Origin of the sequence: Agilicoccus flavus, assembly GCF_014857905.1 — a bacterium.
GTDB lineage: Bacteria > Actinomycetota > Actinomycetes > Actinomycetales > Dermatophilaceae > Agilicoccus > Agilicoccus flavus.
Map to the genome: position 1 here is coordinate 46,909 of NZ_JACYXE010000007.1, position 19,057 is coordinate 65,965.

Consider the following 19,057-nt stretch of genomic DNA (forward strand, 5'->3'; position numbering starts at 1 on the left):
CCGGGGCCGGCGGGCCGGCTCAGGCGAGCTTCTTCATCCACTCCAGGTACGTCGCCTTGGCCTTGGGGTTCTGCTCGAGGGAGCAACGGCAGTAGTCCTGCCGCTCGTCGAAGTAGGTCTCGAACGCCATGATGTCGGAGTTGCCCTCCATCCACGCGTACGCCTTCTCGACGAAGAACGGGTTGTCGCCGCCGGAACCCTCGTTGCCCGCGATGACACCCCATTCGGGGAGGGCGAACTTCTTGCCGTGCTGCCGGGCGAAGTTGCCCCAGTAGTCCCAGCCCTGGTCCTTGGTCTTGTGCTCCTCCCAGCCCTTCTCGTCGTACGGCGGGCTCCAGTCGTAGGCGTCCATGCCGACGATGTCGACGTACTCGTCGCCGGGCCAGGCCATCGACGCGTCCGGCAGGGTGTCGCCCTTGCCCTCGTTGACGTTCCAGACGATCCGCAGGTCGGGCCCGCCCTCCTTGAGGGAGCGCGACGCGTTCTGGAACGCCTTCTTGTACTGCTCCACGTTGCCCGGGTTGGCCGACCACTTCCAGTTGTGGATGTTCATCTCCCAGCCGGGTCGCACGTACGCGTCGGGATACTTCTTCGCGAGCATCGCGCCGAACCGACGCCACTGCGCGTTGTCCTTGCCGGCCGCGGCGGCCTCCATGCTGCCGTCGTCGGGGAACAGCGGCATGGCGACGTTGAGGGTGCCCTTGAAGTCCTTGGGGATGGTCGACGGCTCGAGCCACCAGTCCCCGAAGAGTGCCTCCCACGAGTCGCGGGTGGGGGAGACGCCGATGACGTCGTTCGCGTGGCCGCGGGTCGAGGCGAACGCGGCCGACTCCGCCGCGTCGTGCCCGACGACCCCGCTGTCCCAGGCCAGCTTCGAGGGGCGGTCACGGTCGATCGGGGCCTCCGAACGCGAGGAGGACGCCGCCGTGGACGGGGTCGGCTTCCGTTCGCCCCCGTCCGAGCACGCCGCCAGTCCGAGGGTCGCAGTCAGCACCACCGCCGCCAGGGCGCGAGGCGCGCGGGTACGGCGGCGAGGGGTGGGTCGAACCATGGATGCGGTCTCCTGTCGTGGCGGATCCCCGACGGCTGGCGCCACCAAGGTGGGTCGGGCCGGGGCATCGCGCGGACCGCCGCTCGCGTGGGCGGGATCGCCGACATGCTTCCCCTCCGGAAGAGCTTACGGGGCGGCTCGCTCGGTGTGGGTGGGCCGACTCCGGGCCCGGGGCGTCCACAGCCCGGGCGGGAGGCCCGGCGCCCGCCCAGGGCGTCCACAGCGGCCCCTCGAGCGGCCGCACCGACGAGGCGCCCGTTCCTACGTTGGGGGTCCGCCCGCGCTCGCAGGCCATCCGCCGAACCCGAGGACCGACGTTGCGACCGTCCGCCGCCCGCCATGCCCGCCACGCCTCGTCCCGGCGGGCTCGTCGACCGCCGCGTCCGGCGACGGCCCGGTGGGCCGGCGCCGCGCTCGCCGGCCTCGCCGCGGTCCTCGTGGCCGTGGGCCCCGGCCTCGCCGCCGGTGTCGACCCGGATCCACGCGCGGCCGTCGGTGCGACGGAGAGCGGCGACCCCGCCGCGGCGCCGATGTCGACGGTGCCCGCCGGCGCGGCCCGGAACGTCGTCCCGGTACCCCCGGTACCCCCCGTCGCGTCGCCGCGCGCCGGTGCCGAGGCCGCCGGCCGCGCCGCGGCCCCCGCCCGACGGGCGTCCGGGTTGCCCTGGAGCAGCGGGGTGTTCAGTCACGACGCGGCACGGACCGTGGAGTTCGCGGCGCGGCGGGGGCGGCCCGTCGACGTCCTCGCCGTCTTCCCGACGCGCGACACCTGGGAGTCCGTCCTCGAACCGTGGTGGATGAGCCCGTCGGCGGTGCCCGAGGGGTTCGCCGGCACCCTCAACGTCGGGGTGCCGCTGTTCCCGGCGTCGGGGTCGCTGGCGGCGGCCGCGCGGGGAGAGGACGTCGAGCGGTGGCGGGAGCTCGGAGCCCTCATCGCGGCGCGCTACCCGGACGCGTACGTGCGGCCCGGGTGGGAGATGAACATCCCCAACTGGGCGTGGTCGGCGAACCCGGGCAACGTCGAGGACTACAAGCGGGCGTTCCGGCACGCCGCCACCGGGCTGCGCGCGGGCGGACCGAACCTGCGGATCGTCTTCAACCCGAACGAGGGCACCGGCGGCTCGCTGCCGGACGCGACCCTGGCCTACCCCGGCGACGAGTACGTCGACGACATCGGCCTCGACGCCTACGACTGGGACCCCGGCTACACCGCGGCGGGGTGGGAGCAGCACCGCACCCAACCCGGCGGCTGGGACTTCTGGGTCGGCTTCGCCCGCGAGCACGGCAAGACGTTCTCGGTGCCCGAGTGGGGCGTCATCCCCGGCAGCGACACCTCGGGCGGCGACAACCCCGACTACATCACGGCCGTGCTGACGTGGATGGGCGCGAACGCCGACGTCATGTCGTTCGACACCTACTTCGAGGAGACCGCCGACTACTGCCGGTGCGCGCTGTCCCTCAACCCCCGCGCCGCCCGGGCCTACACCGACATGATCGCCCGGCTCGCGGGCGGCGCGGCGGGGCCGGCGGCCGGCGTGCCGACTCGACCGGCGCTGCCGGATCGAGCCCCTGCGGAGGCGCCCGTCGCCCCTCGCATCCACGTCCTCGTGCTGCCCGGACCGGGCCGCCGGGCCGGCGCCTCGGGAGCGGGCCGGTGATTCCCCACCGAAGCGGCACCGTCGGTGGCAAAGTCGGCCGGAACACCGCCCGTTCGGAGGCGGGTTCGAGAGGGGACGGGTATGTCGCTCACAGACCAGGTGCGCCGCCGCAAGCCCCTCGCCGCGGCGACGACCGGCGCGGACGAGGCGGGCGGTCTCAAACGCTCGATCGGCACCTTCCAGCTCACGCTGTTCGGGGTGGGCGCCACGGTCGGGACGGGGATCTTCTTCGTCCTCGCCGAGGCCGTGCCCGACGCGGGCCCGGCGGTGCTCGTGGCGTTCCTCATCGCCGGCATCGCGGCGGGCCTGTCGGCCGTCTGCTACGCCGAGATGGCGAGCGCGATCCCGGTGAGCGGGTCGACGTACTCGTACGCGTACCACACCCTCGGCGAGGGGGTCGCGATGGTGATCGCGGCGTGCGTGCTGCTCGAGTACGGCGTGTCGACGTCGGCCGTGGCGGTGGGGTGGAGCGAGTACCTCAACTCGCTGCTCGCGCACACGGTCGGCTGGCAGTTCCCGCACGCCCTGTCCTACGCCCCCATCCCCGTGGACGGCGTGGCCGGCGGCATCGTCAACCTCCCGGCGATCATCCTCGTGTTCATGTGCATGTTCCTGCTCATGCGCGGGGCCACGGAGTCGGCGCTGGTCAACACGATCATGGTCATGATCAAGCTCGGCGTCCTCGTCATGTTCGCGGTCATCGCGTTCACCGCGTTCCAGGCCGACCGGTTCGCGAACTTCTGGGACGCCGGCGCCGGGGGCATCAGCACGGCGGCCAGCACGATCTTCTTCTCCTTCATCGGCCTCGACGCCGTCGCGACCGCCGGCGAAGAGGTTCGGAACCCGCAGAAGGCCCTGCCCCGGGCCCTCATGGGCGCCCTCGCCATCGTCATCGGCGTCTACCTGCTCGTCGCGGCGGCCGGGGTCGGCTCTCAGCCGCTCGAGGCCTTCTCGAGCGAGGAGCAGCAGAGCGCCGGCCTGTCGGTGATCCTCGAGAACATCACCGGGTCGGCGGTACCCGCAATCATCCTCGCGGCGGGCGCCGTCATCTCCATCTTCTCGGTGACGCTCGTGACCCTGTACGGGCAGACGCGCATCCTCTTCGCCATGGGCCGCGACGGAGTCGTCTCGCCCCGCTTCGCGCGGGTCAGCCAGCGCACGATGACCCCGACGTTCAACACGATCGTCGTCTCGATCGTGGTCGCGCTCATCGCCGGTTTCGTGCCGGACACCTACTTGTGGGACACGGTCTCGATCGGCACGCTCATCGCCTTCAGCGTCGTCGCCATCGGGGTCGTCGTCCTGCGGCGCACGCACCCCGACCTCGAGCGCCCGTTCCGGGTGCCCGGTTACCCCGTCACACCCGTGCTGACGGTCGTGCTGTGCGCGTACATCCTGTGGGGTCTGCCCCTGCACACGTGGCTCGTCTTCGGGGTGTGGCTCGCCGTCGTCCTCGCCTTCTACCTGTTCTGGGGTCGGCGCCACGCCGTGCTCGGCCGGCAGCCCGCCCCGCCCGGCGACGACGTCGCCGACGACCGGAACGGAGTGACCCGATGACCTACGTCGTGGGCTGGAGCCCCTTCCACCGGGACGCGGGCGCCGTCGACCTCGCGTGCCGCCTGGCGCGGTCGGTGGGTGAACGGTTGCACGTCCTCAGCGTCTTCCCGTCCGCGTGGGGCGGGCTCGGCCGGCGCGGCACCGACGAGTCCGTCGAGCGCCAGGGCGCACGGGCCGGCGCGGAGGCCCGGGCCTTCCTCGACGAGGCCGGCGTCGAGGGGGACGTCGTCTGCGTGTCCGCGCGGTCCGTGCCGCACGCGCTGCTGGGGGCGGTGGAGGAGACGTCGGCGTCGATGCTCGTCCTCGGCTCGGGCGGCGACGCCGGCCTCGGGCACATCAGCCTGTCGTCGAAGTCGAGCCGGCTGCTCCACTCGAGCCCGGTGCCGGTGGCCCTCGCTCCTCGCGGGCACCACGGCCGGGGCGCGGCCGTCACCCGGGTGACCTGTGCCTACCGCGACGTCGACTCGGCGCGGTCGGCCCTCGAACGGTCCGTCGACTTCGCACGCCGGGCCGGGGCTCAGGTGCGGGTCGTCACGTTCGGCGTCGAGCCGCGGCGCATGTACCCCGCCGAGGTGAGCGGCGCCGAGTCGATGGTGCTCGACGAGTGGCGCACCCAGGCGGACGCGGCCCTGACCAGGGCCGTGGCCGACCTGGCCCCCGACGCCGCCGGCGGCGAGATCGCCGTCGGACGCACGTGGGCCGACGCGCTCTACGCCGTCGAATGGACCGAGGGCGACGTCCTCGTCGTCGGCTCCTCCTCGACGATCCCCCTCGCGCAGGTCTTCCTCGGCTCGAGCGCGTCGAAGATCGTCCGCCACTCACCCGTCCCCGTCGTCGTCATGCCGGGGTCCGCCGGCTGACCCGGGTGTGTTCCGGTCAGGCGTCCGCGTTCACCTCGTCGCGCCACCGCAGCCACGGGATGAGGCACGACAGGTCGTCGTCGGGTCCGCCGACGCCCATCCTGAACAGCGTCGCGCCGAGGGCGCGCAGGGGTTCGCCCTCGATCTCGGGGGCGTCGGGGGTGCGGCCCTCGCGGCCCCGGCCGCCGACGCCCACCGACACCTCGATCTCGCCCGGGTCCCGCCCGACGGCGTCGCAGTGCCCCCGGAGCACGTCGAGCTTCCGGGCGAGCCCGTCCGGCCCCTCGAAGGTGTGCCAGACGTCGGCGTGCTGCGCGACGAGGCGGAGGGTCTTCCTCTCGCCGCCGCCACCGATGAGCACGGGGATCCGCCGCGTGGGCGGCGGGTTGAGCGCCCCCAGCCGCGACTCGATGCGCGGCAGGGCCTGCGCGAGATCGTCGAGACGACCGCCGGCCGTGCCGAACGCGTACCCGTACTCGACGTAGTCGCGCTCCGCCCAGCCCGACCCGAGCCCGAGGATCAGCCGCCCGTCGCTGACGTGGTCGACGGTGCGGGCCATGTCGGCGAGCAGGTCGGGGTTCCGGTAGGAGTTGCACGTCACCCACGCGCCGATCTCCACCCGGGAGGTCGCCTCCGCCCAGGCGGCGAGCGTCGTCCAGCACTCGAAGTGGGCGCCGTCGGGGTCGCCGTACAGCGGGAAGAAGTGGTCCCACGTGAAGACGACGTCCACCCCGGTGTCCTCGGCGGCGAGCAGGGCGTCGCGTAGCTGCGGCCAGGTGGTGTGCCGGGGGGTGGAGTTGGATCCCGATGCGGACGGGGCGGGAGGCGCGCGGCATGCGCGTCACGGCAGGCACCGGTTCAGCGGCGCCATTCCCGGCGGACGGCCGCGGCCAGCCGCTGCGCGGCGGGCAGGATCTCCCGCGCCTTCTGCTGGACCTCAGGGCTGCGCACCACCTGCACCGCCCGGCGGCGCGCGTCGGCGACGACGCCCGCGTTGACGACTCGGCCGTGCGACACCTTGCGCGACATGGGGGCTCCTTCGTGCCGGATCGGGTCCGCATCGGACGGTCCCGCAGGGCTCACCAGACTACGACGGGCGTCGACGGACGGTCGAGATCTGCACGCCCGGCGCGGTCGGGACGTCGACGGGGCTCTCGCCCGACGCCCGAGCCGCCGATCCGTACCTCACTCGAGACGTCGCGGTAACGCGCCGGTGACACGGGCTCCGTAGCGTCGAACCAGGCGGCACGCACCAGGCGTCAGGAACAGGCACCGACTCCGGCTCCCGAAGCGTCGGCCCGAGAGTCCCGTGGTCGGCGCCGGCCGGCTGATCGGACGCTCGTCCTCAGGCGGGCGGCGCCGGTGCCGATCGGGCGGACGAGAACGAAGGAGACGGCAGCATGTGTCGACTACTCGCCTACGCGGCGGCCCACCCCACGCGGATCCGCGACGTCATCACCGACGGGCAGTGCGCGACGTTCCAGCGCCTCGGCCGCCTCCACGACGACGGGTGGGGCTCCGCCTGGGTCGCGGACTCCTCGCGCGGGCCGGTCGTCGTCCGCAACCGCGCGGTCGACGGCGCCCTGGACGACGTGCGTCTCGCGAGGGCGCTACGCCGGCCGCGCTCGCGGGCCCGCCTCTTCCACCTCCGGCTCGCGACGGGCTCGCTCGCCGTGCAGGAACGCAACACGCACCCGTTCCTCGCGGATGGCATCGCGCTCGCGCACAACGGGTCGATCTTCCCGACCGACCGCGTGCTCGCCCGGCTGCGCCCCGGGATCCTCGCGGACGTCGAGGGCGACACCGACAGCGAGCTCTACCTCGCCCTCGTGCGGCAGCACGCCCGCGACGGCGCCGACGTCCCCACCGCCGTCACCCGGGCCGTCGCCGACCTGCGCTCCGACTACCCCCGCGCGAGCCTCAACGCGGTCCTGCTCACGGCGCAGGCGATGATCGTCGTCCACGCGAGCACCGACGCGGCCGTCCCGTGGCTCGAGCTCGACGACCGCGGCATCCCCGCCGACGACCTGCCGCTCGGGCACGACGAGTCGTACTACCGGATGTCGATGCGACGCGAGGCCGACGGCACGGTCGCCTTCGCCTCCAGCGGGCTCGACACGACGGGCTGGGAGCCGTTGCCGCTCGACTCGGTGACCACGGTCGACCTCGCCACGATGGCCCTGCGCACGACCGACCTGGCGTCCGGAGTCGAGGCGACCCCCGCCGTCCTCACCGCCTGACGTCCGCCGGGGGCACGGTCAGGTGGCCGACGGCCCCGCCGGGGCGCCGAGCCGGGTCAGGGTGCGGGTGGTGACGGCGTCGAGGAGCCGGCGGTTGGCCGGCCGGTCCGGTCCGGTGATCGAGGCGGTGACGCCGCGGGTCCCCGAGACGACGACGACCATGTCGAAGTAGTGCTTCAGCCCGTCGGCGTCGTAGGCGACCGTGTACCCGGTGGCCCCGGGCGTGGAGTACGAGGTCGGCGCGATCCGCACGACGAGCCGTTGGGTGCCCGCCCGCGTCGTCAGCGGTTTCGCACACGCGCTCGTCACGGCCATGACGGCGGCCGCCCGGTCGGAGGCCGTGCGGGCGTCCTCGACCGTGAGGGTGAGGTCGCGATCGTCGGCGCTCGGCGTGGCCCGGTTCGACCGGTACACGGCCCGGGCGAACGCGGTTCGATCCGCCGAGGTGGGCGCCGGGCCCGTCGTCGTCACCTCCAACGCGTCGAGCGCCGAGCGGCACGTTTGGGTGGCGCCCTTCGCGTCGTCGAGGGGGTCGGCCGTGTCGCCGACCTGCGGGCGCCGGTCGGTGGTGCCGACGAGCGACCACGATCCCGGGATGTCGCCCGGGCGCAGCAGGGCGGCGCGGGCGTCGGACTCCGGATTCGCCCCGCCCGTCGCGCCGCACGCCCCCAGCGGGGCCAGCAGGGCGGCGGCGAGAAGGATCGAGGCACGGCGCATGGGCGGCAGGTCACTCCGGGGCGGGACGTCCTGCCGAACGGGCTCGAGAACGGCAGAGCCGCCACGTTAGCGTCACCCGGGCGATCCCGCCGCCCCGGGTGGGACGACCTGCGGTAACCGCGGCCGCGACCCGGCGTCGCGGTGTGGTCGGCGCGGTGCGGGGCCGCGGCGGGTCGGGCGCGGCGGCGGAGGACGACCGGTGCGGCCGGGCGGTCCCGTCGCCGGCCGGCGCCCCCGGGTCAGGGCTGGAACAGGCCCCGGTGCGCCCAGCGGGCGTGCAGTCGCTCGGCGCGCAGGTGGGGGCGGCCGTCGAGGCGGCGCGCCACGGTGTCGAGCGCGCGGACGCTGCCGGTCACCGGCCGATCCGGGTCGGCGACGAGATCGCCGCGCAGGGCGCCCAGGCGGGCGTGGACGGGGGCGCGCAGGTCGGGGCGGGCGTGGGCGACGACGTCGAGCGTCGCGAGGTGGTGTAGGAACGCGAGCGGGAAGGCGTCGGCGAGGACACCGCCGACGAACGCGCGGGGGCCGGTGACCGCGGGCCCGTCGAGCGGCTCGAAGAGGGTGCCGCCGACGATGCCGTAGGCGATCTCGACGGGTGGGAGTCCGGTCCGGCCCGGTCCGCCGCGCCCCGCGCCGTCGCCGCGCGCGTCGAGGGTGCGGACGGCGGCGACGGCGGCCTGGGCCTCGTGCAGACCGAACACCTCCGCGTAGGTCTCGCTGACCCACCCGAGCTCGCCGGGGGCGGCGCCCACCTCGTCGGCGAAGGTCGCGCCGCGGGCGCCGGAGGAGTACAGGGTGCGGAACACGGCCCGGTGGCGGCGCAGCTGTGCGTCGATGGTGCCGGGCGGCACCTCCGGGGCGATGTGGCCGGCGAGGTCGGCGCCCAGGGACGACCGGGAGGCCGCCCACTGACCGCCGCACGGCGGCGCCGAGACGGTGAGGATCTCGAGCAGCACGAGGGCGCGCTCGTGGTGCGACATCCCGCGGGCGAGGCGGCGCAGCGCGATGCGGAGCCGCTCGACGAGCCGTACCCCGCTCGTCGCGCCCAGGTCGACCGGGGTGCCGATCGCGGCGAGGTGGTCGGCGGCGATCCGGCGGAGGTCCTCGAGCGCGTCGAGCTTGCGGGTCGCCTCGTCCGGCGCGGACAGGTAGGCGTCGCGGGTGAGCAGGTAGAGGCGGCCGACCTCGGCGAGCGCCGCGCCCTCGGGGCGAGTGGTCAGCGGGTTGGAGAAAGAATTGCTGCTCACGATCCTCGTCGTCCGGCTCGGCGATGGCGGGTCCCGGCCGCGAGCCGGAGCGGAACCGGGTCCAGCGCCCCGGCTCACGGTCCCCATCGGCCGGATGATGCCCCGCCTGAGTCGAAACCGACTGCGGGGCAAAATCTTTGATACTCCATCATCCCCCGTTGCAGCGCACGCCATGCGGGCCGGCGGGAGAAGTTCTCCCGCCGGCCGTGGGCGGCTCGTCGCGGTCGCGGGCGGTGGGACGCGGTCGAGGGCCGAGGGCCCGGGGTGCGTCAGTGCCCCGCGTGCGCCGTGGCGGGCTCCTCCAGCTCGGGATCGACGCGGCGGAGGTGGTCGACGAAGTAGCCCATGATGAGCAGGAAGCACACGGCCGGGACGATGAACGAGAACTGCAGCGAGCCCGACAGGTCGGACACGAAGCCCTGGATGACCGGGACGACCGCGCCGCCGACGATGGCCATGACGAGGATGGCGCCGCCCGTCTCCTGGTAGCGCTTGTCGTCGATCGTGTCGAGGGTGCCGCCGAAGATCGTCGGCCAGCAGGGTCCCATGAGCAGGCTGGCGGCCGGGGCGCCCCAGACTGCGAGGTCCGTCGGGCCCAGCGCGACGAAGAGCAGGAGCAGCGCGCCGAGGATGCTGTAGACGATGAGCACGCGGGAGGGCCCGAAGCGGCCGATGAGGAAGTTCGCGGGGAACTTGCCGAGGAAGAAGCACACGAAGCCGACGATCATGAAGTTGGCCGCGTCGTACTCCGACATGCCGGGGGTGTTCTCGAGGGCGAGGCGGATCGTGAACGACCACACGGTCGTCTGCAGGCCGACGTAGACGAACTGCGCGGCGATCCCCTTCATGAACGCCGGCTTCCGGGTCAGGTAGCGCAGCGTCTCGCCGACGCCCGCGGACTCCGGCTCGTTCTCCCGCCGCGTCGGTCGGCACGTCGGGTACCGGGTGACGGCGAAGAGCACGAAGAGGATGACGAGCACCGCGAGGATGTAGGTGTACGGCAGCAGCGTCTGACCGAGGAGCCGGTCGGACAGTGCCTGCCGTTCCGCGCCCGAAACCGCCCCGAGCTGCGCCTCGATCGACTCCGCCCCCGCCCCGAAGACGAGGAACTTGCCGAGCAGCACGCCGGTGAGGTTGCCGAGCGGCGTGAACGTCTGGCTGATGTTGAGGCGCAGGGTCGCCTGCTTGCGGGGGCCGAGCATCGAGCTGTACGTGTTCGCCGACGTCTCGAGGAAGCTCAGGCCGAGGGCGACGACGAAGATCGCCGCGAGGAACACGAGGTAGGTGCCCACGTGCGACGCGGGGAAGAAGAGGGCGCAGCCGACGATGTAGGCCGCGAGCCCGATCATCACGCCCGCCTTGTACGACGTCGCCTTGATGACCCGCGACGCCGGGATCGCGATGAGGAAGTACCCGCCGTAGAAGGCGCTCTGCACGAAGGCCGCGGCCGCGTCCGAGATCCCGAACACCGCCTTGAACTGCGGGATGAGCACGTCGTTGAGGCCGGCGGCCGCGCCCCACATGGGGAACAGCAGCGAGAGGAGGATGAACTGGAACATCGGGGTGCGGTCGAGGTAACCGTCACCGGTCTCCCGGGCCTTGGTGGGGATGAGCATGGGGGGGGGCGCACCTTCACGTCGTCGTGGGTCGTTGTCGCTCACTGCCGCTCGCGATGAGCGCGCGTCACGCTAACAGCGTCGGGACCGGGTGACCAGGGCGCAGCGGCGCGGAACCCGGACCGCGCCGCCGGAGAACCCCCTCGGCCCGCCTGCGGGGACGGCCGGCTCACCCCCGCGCGAGGGCGGTGCGCAGCAGCTCGGCGAGGTGGCGACCCGTGCGGTCGGTGCCCTGCGCGATCTGCGTGCGGCAGCTGAACCCGTCGGCCAGCACGAGGTCGTCCGCCCCGGTCGCGGCGACCTTGGGGAACAGCTCCCGCTCGGCGCAGGCCTGCGACACGTCGTAATGGCCGGGCTCGAAGCCGAAGTTGCCGGCGAGCCCGCAGCACCCGCCGCCGACCTCGTCGACGTCGACCCCGAGCCGCGCGAGCACCGCGCGGTCGGGGGCGTAGGTCCCCTTGGCCTTCTGGTGGCAGTGCACCTGGCTCGTCGCCGCGGCGTCGAGGGTCCCGAACGGCCAGTCGTCGTCGTCGACGTGCGCCGCCACGACCTGCGCGAGGGTCGTCGTCGCGGCCTCGAGCGCGCGCGCCCGGGGGTCGTCGGGGAGCAGCGCGGGGGCCTCGGTGAGCATGACCGTGCACGACGGTTCAAGGCCGACGATCCGGTGGCCCGCGGCGAGGTCGTCGGCGACCGCGTCGAGGGTGCGCGCCAGGGCGCGCTGCGTCATGTCGAGCTGCCCCGTCGAGTGCCAGGTCAGGCCGCAACAGACCGGCCCGCGCGGGAGCCGGACGTCGTACCCGAGCGCCTCGAGCGCCTCCACGGCGGCGATGCCCACGTGCGGGGACAGGTGGTTGGTGAACGTGTCCGGCCAGAGGACGAGCACCTCGGCCCCGGGCGCCGGGGTGGGCGCCTCGCCGGCGGCGGCCCGCCGCGCGAACCACTGCGCGAGCGACAACGGCGAGAACGTGATCATCCGCCGCCGCGGCTCGATGCCGCCGAGCCGCTTGACGGCCTCCTCCACCGGGCGGAACCCGAGTACCCGGTTCGCGAGCGCCCCGAGCCCCGGCACGGCCGAGATCGCGGCGGTCGCGACGGGCAGCCACCCCATCGAGTAGTGCGCCATGGGCCGGCGACGCCCCGCGTAGTGGTGGTGGAGGAATTCGGCCTTGTAGGTGGCCATGTCGACGTTGACCGGGCACTCGGTCGCGCACGCCTTGCACGACAGGCACAGGTCGAGGGCGTCCCGCGCCGCCTCCGAGCGCCACCCGTCGAGGTGTTCGCCGCGCAGCATCTCGGCGAGGACGCGGGCGCGGCCCCGCGTGGTCGCGACCTCGTCGTGGGTCGCGTGGAAGCTCGGGCACATCGCACCCGCCTCGCTGCGGCAGGCGCCGACCCCGACGCACCGGTTGAGGGCCCCCGCGAAGGAGCCTCCGTCGTCCGCGAACGCGTGGACGGGGGTCAGCTCGAAGGAGCGCAGGCCCGGCCCCGGGCGGAGCCGGTCGTCGAGCCGCTCCGGGTCGACGAGCACGCCGGGGTTGAGGAACCCCTCCGGGTCGAAGATCGCCTTGAAGCGCGCGAAGAGCGCGAGCATCTCGGGGGAGTACATGCGGGCGAGCAGCTCCGAGCGCGCCCGCCCGTCGCCGTGCTCGCCCGACACCGAGCCGCCGTAGGACGCGACGAGGTCGGCCGCCGCCTCGATGAACTCGCGGTAGCGGGCGACCCCCGGCCCGGTCCCCAGGTCGAAGTCGATGCGGACGTGGATGCACCCCTCGCCGAAGTGCCCGAACGGGATGCCCGCGAGGTCGAGGCGCGCCATGAGGTCGTAGAGGTCGCGCAGGTAGTCGGCGAGGTGCTCGCTCGGCACCGCCGAGTCCTCCCAGCCCGGCCACGCCTCCCCGCCGTCGGCCCGCCGGGTCGCGATGCCGGCCGCGGCCTCCCGGATGCGCCACAGGGCGGCGGTCTCGGCGGGGTCGGTGACGACGCGGGCCTGCACGAGGCCCCTGCCCCCGTGCGGATCGGCCGCGTCGGTGGCGCCGGCGGCCCGATCCGCGGTGGCGTCGTCCGGGGTGTCGTCGGGAGCGTGCCGGGCGACCTCGACGAGCTCGGCGGCGCGCGCCTGCGCGTCGGCGGGGTCGTCGCCGCCGACCTCGCAGTACAACCAGGCCCGGCCCTCCGGCAGCGTCGACCCGGCGTTCTCCTGCCCGGGTCGGGTGCGCAGGGCCTCGATGAGGTCGACCCCCATCCCCTCGATGGTCTGCACCCCCGGGCGCCGCAGGGTGTGGGCGGCCGCCGCGGCCGCAAAGACGTCGTCGTAGCCCAGCACGGCGAGGGCGGTGGCGGCCGGGGGTTCGACGAGGGCGACCGTGAGCCGCGTGAAGATCCCGCACGTCCCCTCGCTGCCGGCGAGGGCCTTGGCGACGTCGAACCCGTTCTCCGGCAGCAGGTAGTGCAGGCCGTACCCCGACACCTGGCGCGGGAAGCGGCCCAGCTCGGTGCGGATGAGGGCGAGGTTGTCGTCGACGAGGGCGCGCAGCTCCGCCTCGATCCGGGGATCGTCGATGCCGCCGCGGCGGGCGGTGACGACGCGGCCGTCGGCGAGCATGACGTCGAGGTCGACGAGGTTGGCGGCCGACGTCCCCCACGCGACCGAGTGCGACCCACACGCGTTGTTCGCGACCATCCCGCCGATCGTGCACCGCGAGTGGGTCGACGGGTCGGGGCCGTACGTGAGGCCGTGTGCGCCGGCGGCGGCGCGCAGGTCGTCGCAGACGAGGCCGGGCTCGACGCTCGCGGTCCGGGCGGCGGGGTCGATGCCCAGGACGCGGCGGTGCCGGCGGCTGTGGTCGACCACGAGGCCTTCCCCGATCGCGTTGCCCGCCACCGAGGTCCCGCCCCCGCGGGCCACGACGGTCAGGCCCCGCTCGCGCGCGGTCGCCAGGGCGTCGCGCACCTGCGCCACGTCGTCGGGCTCGACGACCCCGGCGGGGAAGCGCCGGTAGATCGAGGCGTCCGAGGTGTACGCGGCCCGGGTGGCGAGGTCGTCGCGCAGTCGCGGGGCGTGGGGGGTCTCGCCGGCGTGGGCGGACGGGGGCGTGGTGGCGGTGTGCTGGGGCGCGGTCACGGGGTCTCCCTGCTCGGCTCGGACCCGTCGAACCTACGCCACGCGTGCCCGGCCGCCGCGCGGTGCCGGGCGGGGCGCGCAGCGACGGGCGCGCCGCTCGTCGATCCCCCTGGCGCGATCAGACCGGCCGGCCCGTCCGGGTCGCTCCCCAGCTCGCCTCGGCGCCCCAAGCGCACGTGATCGGTCTCATCTCCTGCATCGGCGGCGCCGGGGCCGGGTGAGGATCGCCTCATCGAGGGTCCGCGCGGTTTTGCGCACGACGCGGTCGCGGGGGCCGAGAGGGGCCGGGGCGGTTCAGGGCGGCGCGCGGGCGGCGTCACGCCGGGGTGAGGTCGGCCACGATGTCGGCGGCCGGCGCCTCGCGAGCGGCGCGCCACCCCGACCCGGCCCACAGCGACACGCCGCCGAGGTCGCCCTCCCGGGCCGCCCGGGCTCGCAGGGGACCCGTGAGCTGGTCGACGACGGGGTACACCGCCGGAGCGTACGGGTCGAAGGCGTCGACGAACCGGTTGCGCAGACCCCGCGCCGGGCGGCCCGAGAAGGCCCGCGTCATGACGGGGGTCAAGGCGTGGTCGGACAGGCCCATCCGGTAGGCGCCCGGGGTGCCGGCCTCGTCCGCGAGGAGGAACGCGGTGCCCGCCTGCACCGCCACGGCCCCGAGGTCGAGGGCGCGGCGCGTGTCGCCCGCGGTCGTCACCCCGCCGGCGGCGATGAGGGGCACGTCGAGATCCGCGAGGAGCTCGAGGAGCGCGATGTGGTCGAGGCGGTTGGGGGTGACGGCGACCCCGTGGGTGCCGCGATGCCCGCCGGCCTCGCACCCCTGGACGACGAGGGCGTCCGCGCCGCCCGCGACCGCCGCGTCGGCCTCCCCGCGGTCCGTGACGGTGACGAGCGCGCACGTCCCGACCTCGTGCAGCGCGTCGACGACCTGGCGCGGCGGGACACCGAAGGTGAACGAGACGACCTCGACGGGGTCCTCGACGAGCCGGTCGACCTTCGCGGCCCAGTCGTCGTCGTCGCCCCACCTCGGCGCCCCGACGTCGACCCCCAGCCGCTGCGCCTCGGGCTCGAGCACCTCGCGATAGGCGGCGACTGCGGTCTCCTCGGCGAGCGACGACTCGCCCGCCGCCTGCGGCACGAGGAGGTTCACGCCGACGGGACCGTCGGCCAGGGCACGGGTCCCCGCGATCTGCTCGGCCATCTGCTCGGCCGTGCGGTATCCGCCGGCGAGAACGCCCAGCCCGCCCGCGCGACGCACGGCCGCCGCGAGCTCCGGGGTCGAGGGACCGCCCACCATGGGCGCGCAATACACGGGGGAGGCGAGCCGGGGCAGCGGCAAGCGAGGGGAGGCGGGGATCGGAGCCATGACGACCCTGCCAAGCCTCGGCGACTGTGCCAAGCCTCGGCGACTGTGCTGTGCCTCGGCGCGGGAGTCGAGCACCGGGGTCGGTCCATGCCGCGGTGGACGACCTGGCCCCGCCCGGCTCCCGCCCGGTCCGCCGAGACGAATCGGGGCGAGCCCTGGCGGGGCGGAACCGGAGCGCGGAGGATGGAGTCCAACCGCCGAGAGACCCGGCCGGAGGCGCCAGGCAATCCGTCGCCGCCCCGGCCCCGACCCGAGAGGACGTCCGATGCGATCCATCCACGCCGCGCTCTACCGCCAGGGGTTCGTGCGCTCCACGCGCCGCAAGGTCATCGCCGGCGTCTGCGGCGGACTCGCCGACCGCTTCGGCGTCGACCCGTGGGCGATGCGCGCCATCGTCATCCTGTCGATGGTGCTGCTGCCCGGCAGCCAGCTCATCCTCTATCCCATCGCCTGGGTGCTCATGCCCGACGACCGCCAGTCCCTGGGTCACGGCCCGGGCGCCCAGAGCCGCGTGGGCACGTCGGCCGGCCCGTCGTCGCAGAACCCGCAGGCCGGGCCGGGCGACCGCCCGATGATGACGATCGACGAGGGCTACCCGTACGACCGTCGCTGACGGACGTCGCGCCGTTCAGCCCGCGGTGGCGGCCGTCGCGCCGCCCTCCCTCTCGTCGCCCTCGTGGTCATCCTCGTTCTCCCGCCGCTCACCCCTCCGCTGCAGCAGACCGACCCCCGGCAGCCCGGCGATCGCGTGCGACAGGTCGGTGACGGAGTCGAGGATGCGGTGGACGTCTGGACCCACGTTGTCGAGCTGTTCGAGGGTGGGCAGCAGGCTCGTCTCGAGGCGGGAGACGAGCTCGGGGAGGTGGTCGACCAGTCGCTTCACCGCACGGATCTCGTCCGGTTCGATCGAGTCGACCACGGCCTGGGCCTTCGGCAGGGCGGCGGCCGCGAGGTGCTCGAGCTCCGCCGTGAGCCGGCGGCCCGTCTCGGCGGTGGCCTGGGCCGACTCGAGCGCCGCGGCGGAGGCGTCGAGCTGGACCTCGGCGTCGTCGAGCAGCAGCTCGGCCCGCACGAGGGTCGCCTCGGCCGCCGTCACGAGTACCTCGGCCCGCGTCATGAGCTCGCCCGCGCGACCGACCAGGGCGAACAGGTCGGCGACGTCCTCGACCGCCCGCCCCGCACCCTGGCTGAGCGTGGACGCGGCGGACAGGACGTCGGCGGGGCCAGGGATGAGTCGCATGCCCCCCAGCCTGACGCACCGGAGCCGGCCCCGCCCGCCCCGAGGCCGGCCGGTGACGTGGTTGCGCCCGCGGACGCACGCGGCAGGATGGGTGGCATGACGACGACGTACCGGATCTCCCTCATCCCCGGCGACGGCATCGGGACGGAGGTGCTGCCCCCGGCCTGCGCGGTCCTCGACGCCGTCGGGAAGCGGCACGGGCTGGCCTTCTCCTATGACGAGCTCGACTGGAGCTGCGAGCGGTACGTGCGCGAGGGGGCGATGATGCCCGACGACGGCATCGACCGTCTCCGGGGCAGCGACGCGATCTTCCTCGGTGCGGTCGGCTATCCCGGGGTGCCCGACCACGTGTCGTTGTGGGGGCTGCTCATCCCCATCCGCCGCGAGTTCGACCAGTACGTCAACCTCCGCCCGATCCGCGTGTTCGAGGGCGTCGACGGGCCCCTGCGCGACGCGGCCGGCACCGACCTCGTCATCGTCCGCGAGAACTCAGAGGGCGAGTACTCCGAGCTGGGCGGGCGCGCGTTCCGCGGCACCGAGCACGAGCAGGCCGTGCAGGAGGCGCTGTTCACGCGCCGCGGCATCACCCGCATCGCCGACTACGCCTTCGATGTCGCGGAGGGCCGGGGCAAGAACGTCGTCTCGGCGACGAAGAGCAACGGGATCATCCACTCGATGCCGTTCTGGGACGAGGTCGTGGCCGAACGGGCCGCGGCGCACCCCGACGTCGCTTTCCGCAGCGAGCACATCGACGCCCTCGCGGCCAAGCTCGTGCTCGACCCGCGCCGCTTCGACGTCCTCGTCGCGTCCAACCTCTTCGGCGACATTCTCTCGGACCTCGCCGCGGCCGTAGCCGGGTCCATCGGCATCGCCCCCTGCGGCAACATCAACCCGGAGCGGCACCACCCCTCGATGTTCGAGCCGGTCCACGGCTCCGCGCCCGACATCGCGGGCCAGGGCGTCGCCAACCCCCTCGGCGCGGTGTGGACCGCGGCCCTCATGGTCGAACACCTCGGCCACCCCGAGGCGGCCGCCGAGATCGTCGACGCGATGGCCGGGCTGCTCGCCGGCGGCGCCCGCACCCGCGACCTCGGCGGCACCGCAGACACCGCCGACGTGACGACGGCTCTCCTCGACCGCCTGCCCTGACGCGCGAGGGCGGGACCGCGTGCGGGAGGCCCGGGGTGATGACCCCGGGCCTCCCGTCGCACGGACCACCCCGACCGTGCGCCGGTTCAGGCGGTCGCGCTCCCGTAGGCCAGCGGGTCGACCCAGCGGTGGCCCTCGAGGTTCGAGGCGAGCCGCGACAGGTGATGCGTGCGGTCGCCGAGCGCGTGCGTGAGCACGAGCAGCCGCGCGAGGTAGTGGCCCGCGGAGTACTCGGCCGTCATGGCGATGCCGCCGTGGAGCTGGACGGCCTCCTGCCCGATGTGCCGCGCCGCCTCCGCGACCTGCACCGACGCCCGCGACGCCGCGTCGAGGGCGTCGCCGCCCGCGTCGAGCAAGAGGGTGGCCCACAGGGCCGTGCTGCGCGCGAGCTCGAGCTGCACGTACATGTCGGCCGCCCGGAACTTCAGGGCCTGGAACGTGCTCAGCGTCACCCCGAACTGCTTGCGCGTCTTGAGGTAGTCGACGGTCAGCCACAGCGCCCGCTCCATCGCGCCGACCGCCTCGCGGCAGGCGGCGATCTGGGCCCGGGCCACGGCCTGGGCGATCGCGTCGGTCCGGTCGACGCCGGCCTCGCCGAGCACCCGGGCCGCCGTGCCCTCGAACGTGACCGTCGCGGCGCGCCCGCCGTCCGTCGTGCGGAACGACGCGCGGTCGGCGTCCTCGCCGGTGACGAGGAACAGCTCCGTGCCGGCGTCGGTGCGGGCGCTCACGACGAGCACGTCGGCGCGTGCACCCGCCACGACCGGGGTCTTGACGCCCGTGAGCGCCCAGCCGTCGCCGCGGCGCTCCGCCCGCACCGACTCCGCGGAGGGCGACCATCGGGATCCGGGCTCGGTGTGCGCGAACCCGAGGAGCGTCGAACCGTCGGAGAGGCCGCCGAGCAGCGCGGTGCGCTGGTCGGCGGTGCCGACGGCGTCGACGAGCCCGCCGGCGAGGACGACCGCCTCGACGAACGGCTCGGGGGCGATGACGCGGCCGAGCTCCTCGGCGACGAGGCCCACCTCGACGGGCCCGGCCTCCATGCCGCCGACGTCCTCGGCGAAGGGCAGGCCGAGGACGCCCATCTCCGCGAGCTGGAGCCACGTCTTCTCGCCGAAGCCCGGGTCGTCGGCCTGGACCGCGCGGCGCGCCTCGGTCGAGGCGTACGCGTCGTTCAGCAGGTCCCGCACGGCCTCGCGCAGGGCGGTCTGTTCGGAGTCGAGTTCGAAGTCCAT

15 protein-coding genes and 1 pseudogene are annotated in these 19,057 nt (G+C 74.4%); 6 read left to right on the forward strand and 10 right to left on the reverse strand.

What is annotated here, in order from left to right; all coding sequences use genetic code 11:
- Positions 1–19 precede the first annotated feature (19 nt).
- Positions 20–994 carry a glycoside hydrolase family 26 protein gene (locus ICW24_RS11430; RefSeq protein ID WP_226345850.1) on the reverse strand — a complete coding sequence of 325 codons (975 nt, stop codon included), beginning with the start codon at positions 992–994 and terminating at the stop codon, positions 20–22.
- A 734-nt stretch (positions 995–1,728) separates the two neighbouring features.
- On the opposite strand from ICW24_RS11430, the gene ICW24_RS11435 reads away from it, so the two are divergent.
- The 3 genes from ICW24_RS11435 (at position 1,729) to ICW24_RS11445 (ending at position 5,126) form a co-directional block, all read left to right on the forward strand.
- Positions 1,729–2,709, forward strand: a complete 981-nt coding sequence (locus tag ICW24_RS11435; RefSeq protein WP_226345851.1) for a glycoside hydrolase family 26 protein — start codon at positions 1,729–1,731, stop codon at positions 2,707–2,709.
- An 81-nt stretch (positions 2,710–2,790) separates the two neighbouring features.
- Positions 2,791–4,266 carry an amino acid permease gene (locus ICW24_RS11440; RefSeq protein WP_226345852.1) on the forward strand — a complete coding sequence of 492 codons (1,476 nt, stop codon included), beginning with the start codon at positions 2,791–2,793 and terminating at the stop codon, positions 4,264–4,266.
- Positions 4,263–5,126 carry a universal stress protein gene (locus tag ICW24_RS11445; RefSeq protein ID WP_226345853.1) on the forward strand — a complete coding sequence of 288 codons (864 nt, stop codon included), beginning with the start codon at positions 4,263–4,265 and terminating at the stop codon, positions 5,124–5,126. Before ICW24_RS11440 ends, ICW24_RS11445 begins: the two co-directional genes overlap by 4 nt.
- A 16-nt stretch (positions 5,127–5,142) precedes the next feature.
- Here the strand turns inward: ICW24_RS11445 and ICW24_RS11450 are convergent.
- Positions 5,143–5,962 (reverse strand): annotated as a pseudogene (locus tag ICW24_RS11450) (LLM class F420-dependent oxidoreductase).
- A 22-nt stretch (positions 5,963–5,984) separates the two neighbouring features.
- A complete protein-coding gene (locus ICW24_RS11455; protein ID WP_226345854.1) occupies positions 5,985–6,155 on the reverse strand; it encodes a hypothetical protein in 171 nt (56 codons plus the stop codon).
- A 371-nt stretch (positions 6,156–6,526) separates the two neighbouring features.
- On the opposite strand from ICW24_RS11455, the gene ICW24_RS11460 reads away from it, so the two are divergent.
- Entirely contained in the window at positions 6,527–7,366 is an 840-nt protein-coding gene (locus tag ICW24_RS11460; protein ID WP_226345855.1) for a class II glutamine amidotransferase, read from the forward strand.
- Between the two features lie 18 nt (positions 7,367–7,384).
- Here the strand turns inward: ICW24_RS11460 and ICW24_RS11465 are convergent, their stop codons facing one another.
- From ICW24_RS11465 to ICW24_RS11485, 5 genes are all read right to left on the reverse strand, one after another.
- Positions 7,385–8,083, reverse strand: a complete 699-nt coding sequence (locus ICW24_RS11465; RefSeq protein WP_226345856.1) for a hypothetical protein — start codon at positions 8,081–8,083, stop codon at positions 7,385–7,387.
- Positions 8,084–8,322: 239 nt separating this feature from the next.
- Positions 8,323–9,330: a hypothetical protein gene (locus tag ICW24_RS11470; RefSeq protein ID WP_226345857.1), complete on the reverse strand. Its 1,008-nt coding sequence runs from the start codon at positions 9,328–9,330 to the stop codon at positions 8,323–8,325.
- 269 nt (positions 9,331–9,599) lie between these two features.
- On the reverse strand, positions 9,600–10,946 hold the full coding sequence (fucP, locus tag ICW24_RS11475; RefSeq protein WP_226345858.1) for an L-fucose:H+ symporter permease: 1,347 nt from the start codon (positions 10,944–10,946) through the stop codon (positions 9,600–9,602).
- A 169-nt stretch (positions 10,947–11,115) separates the two neighbouring features.
- Complete coding sequence (locus ICW24_RS11480) at positions 11,116–13,995, reverse strand: FAD-binding and (Fe-S)-binding domain-containing protein (protein WP_226346011.1); 2,880 nt, start codon at positions 13,993–13,995, stop codon at positions 11,116–11,118.
- A gap of 388 nt (positions 13,996–14,383) precedes the next feature.
- The gene (locus ICW24_RS11485; RefSeq protein WP_226345859.1) at positions 14,384–15,433 is read right to left on the reverse strand and encodes a nitronate monooxygenase; all 1,050 of its coding nucleotides are present in this window, start codon (positions 15,431–15,433) and stop codon (positions 14,384–14,386) included.
- A gap of 265 nt (positions 15,434–15,698) precedes the next feature.
- Between ICW24_RS11485 and ICW24_RS11490 the strand changes: the two genes are divergently transcribed.
- On the forward strand, positions 15,699–16,046 hold the full coding sequence (locus ICW24_RS11490) for a PspC domain-containing protein (protein ID WP_226345860.1): 348 nt from the start codon (positions 15,699–15,701) through the stop codon (positions 16,044–16,046).
- A gap of 15 nt (positions 16,047–16,061) precedes the next feature.
- Here ICW24_RS11490 and ICW24_RS11495 read toward each other — a convergent pair whose 3' ends face one another.
- Entirely contained in the window at positions 16,062–16,673 is a 612-nt protein-coding gene (locus tag ICW24_RS11495) for a hypothetical protein (RefSeq protein WP_226345861.1), read from the reverse strand.
- Positions 16,674–16,769: 96 nt separating this feature from the next.
- On the opposite strand from ICW24_RS11495, the gene ICW24_RS11500 reads away from it, so the two are divergent.
- Positions 16,770–17,822: a tartrate dehydrogenase gene (locus ICW24_RS11500; protein ID WP_226345862.1), complete on the forward strand. Its 1,053-nt coding sequence runs from the start codon at positions 16,770–16,772 to the stop codon at positions 17,820–17,822.
- Between the two features lie 86 nt (positions 17,823–17,908).
- On the opposite strand, the gene ICW24_RS11505 is transcribed toward ICW24_RS11500, so the two are convergent.
- On the reverse strand, positions 17,909–19,057 hold the full coding sequence (locus tag ICW24_RS11505; protein ID WP_226345863.1) for an acyl-CoA dehydrogenase family protein: 1,149 nt from the start codon (positions 19,055–19,057) through the stop codon (positions 17,909–17,911).

Coding starts and splice junctions, on each gene's coding strand:
- ICW24_RS11440 (WP_226345852.1), top strand. CDS start 2,791: ATGTCGCTCACAGACCAGGTGCGCCGCCGCAAGCCCCTCGCCGCGGCG.
- ICW24_RS11445 (WP_226345853.1), top strand. CDS start 4,263: ATGACCTACGTCGTGGGCTGGAGCCCCTTCCACCGGGACGCGGGCGCC.
- ICW24_RS11455 (WP_226345854.1), bottom strand. CDS start 6,155: ATGTCGCGCAAGGTGTCGCACGGCCGAGTCGTCAACGCGGGCGTCGTC.
- ICW24_RS11460 (WP_226345855.1), top strand. CDS start 6,527: ATGTGTCGACTACTCGCCTACGCGGCGGCCCACCCCACGCGGATCCGC.
- ICW24_RS11465 (WP_226345856.1), bottom strand. CDS start 8,083: ATGCGCCGTGCCTCGATCCTTCTCGCCGCCGCCCTGCTGGCCCCGCTG.
- fucP (WP_226345858.1), bottom strand. CDS start 10,946: ATGCTCATCCCCACCAAGGCCCGGGAGACCGGTGACGGTTACCTCGAC.
- ICW24_RS11485 (WP_226345859.1), bottom strand. CDS start 15,433: ATGGCTCCGATCCCCGCCTCCCCTCGCTTGCCGCTGCCCCGGCTCGCC.
- ICW24_RS11490 (WP_226345860.1), top strand. CDS start 15,699: ATGCGATCCATCCACGCCGCGCTCTACCGCCAGGGGTTCGTGCGCTCC.
- ICW24_RS11495 (WP_226345861.1), bottom strand. CDS start 16,673: ATGCGACTCATCCCTGGCCCCGCCGACGTCCTGTCCGCCGCGTCCACG.
- ICW24_RS11500 (WP_226345862.1), top strand. CDS start 16,770: ATGACGACGACGTACCGGATCTCCCTCATCCCCGGCGACGGCATCGGG.
- ICW24_RS11505 (WP_226345863.1), bottom strand. CDS start 19,057: ATGGACTTCGAACTCGACTCCGAACAGACCGCCCTGCGCGAGGCCGTG.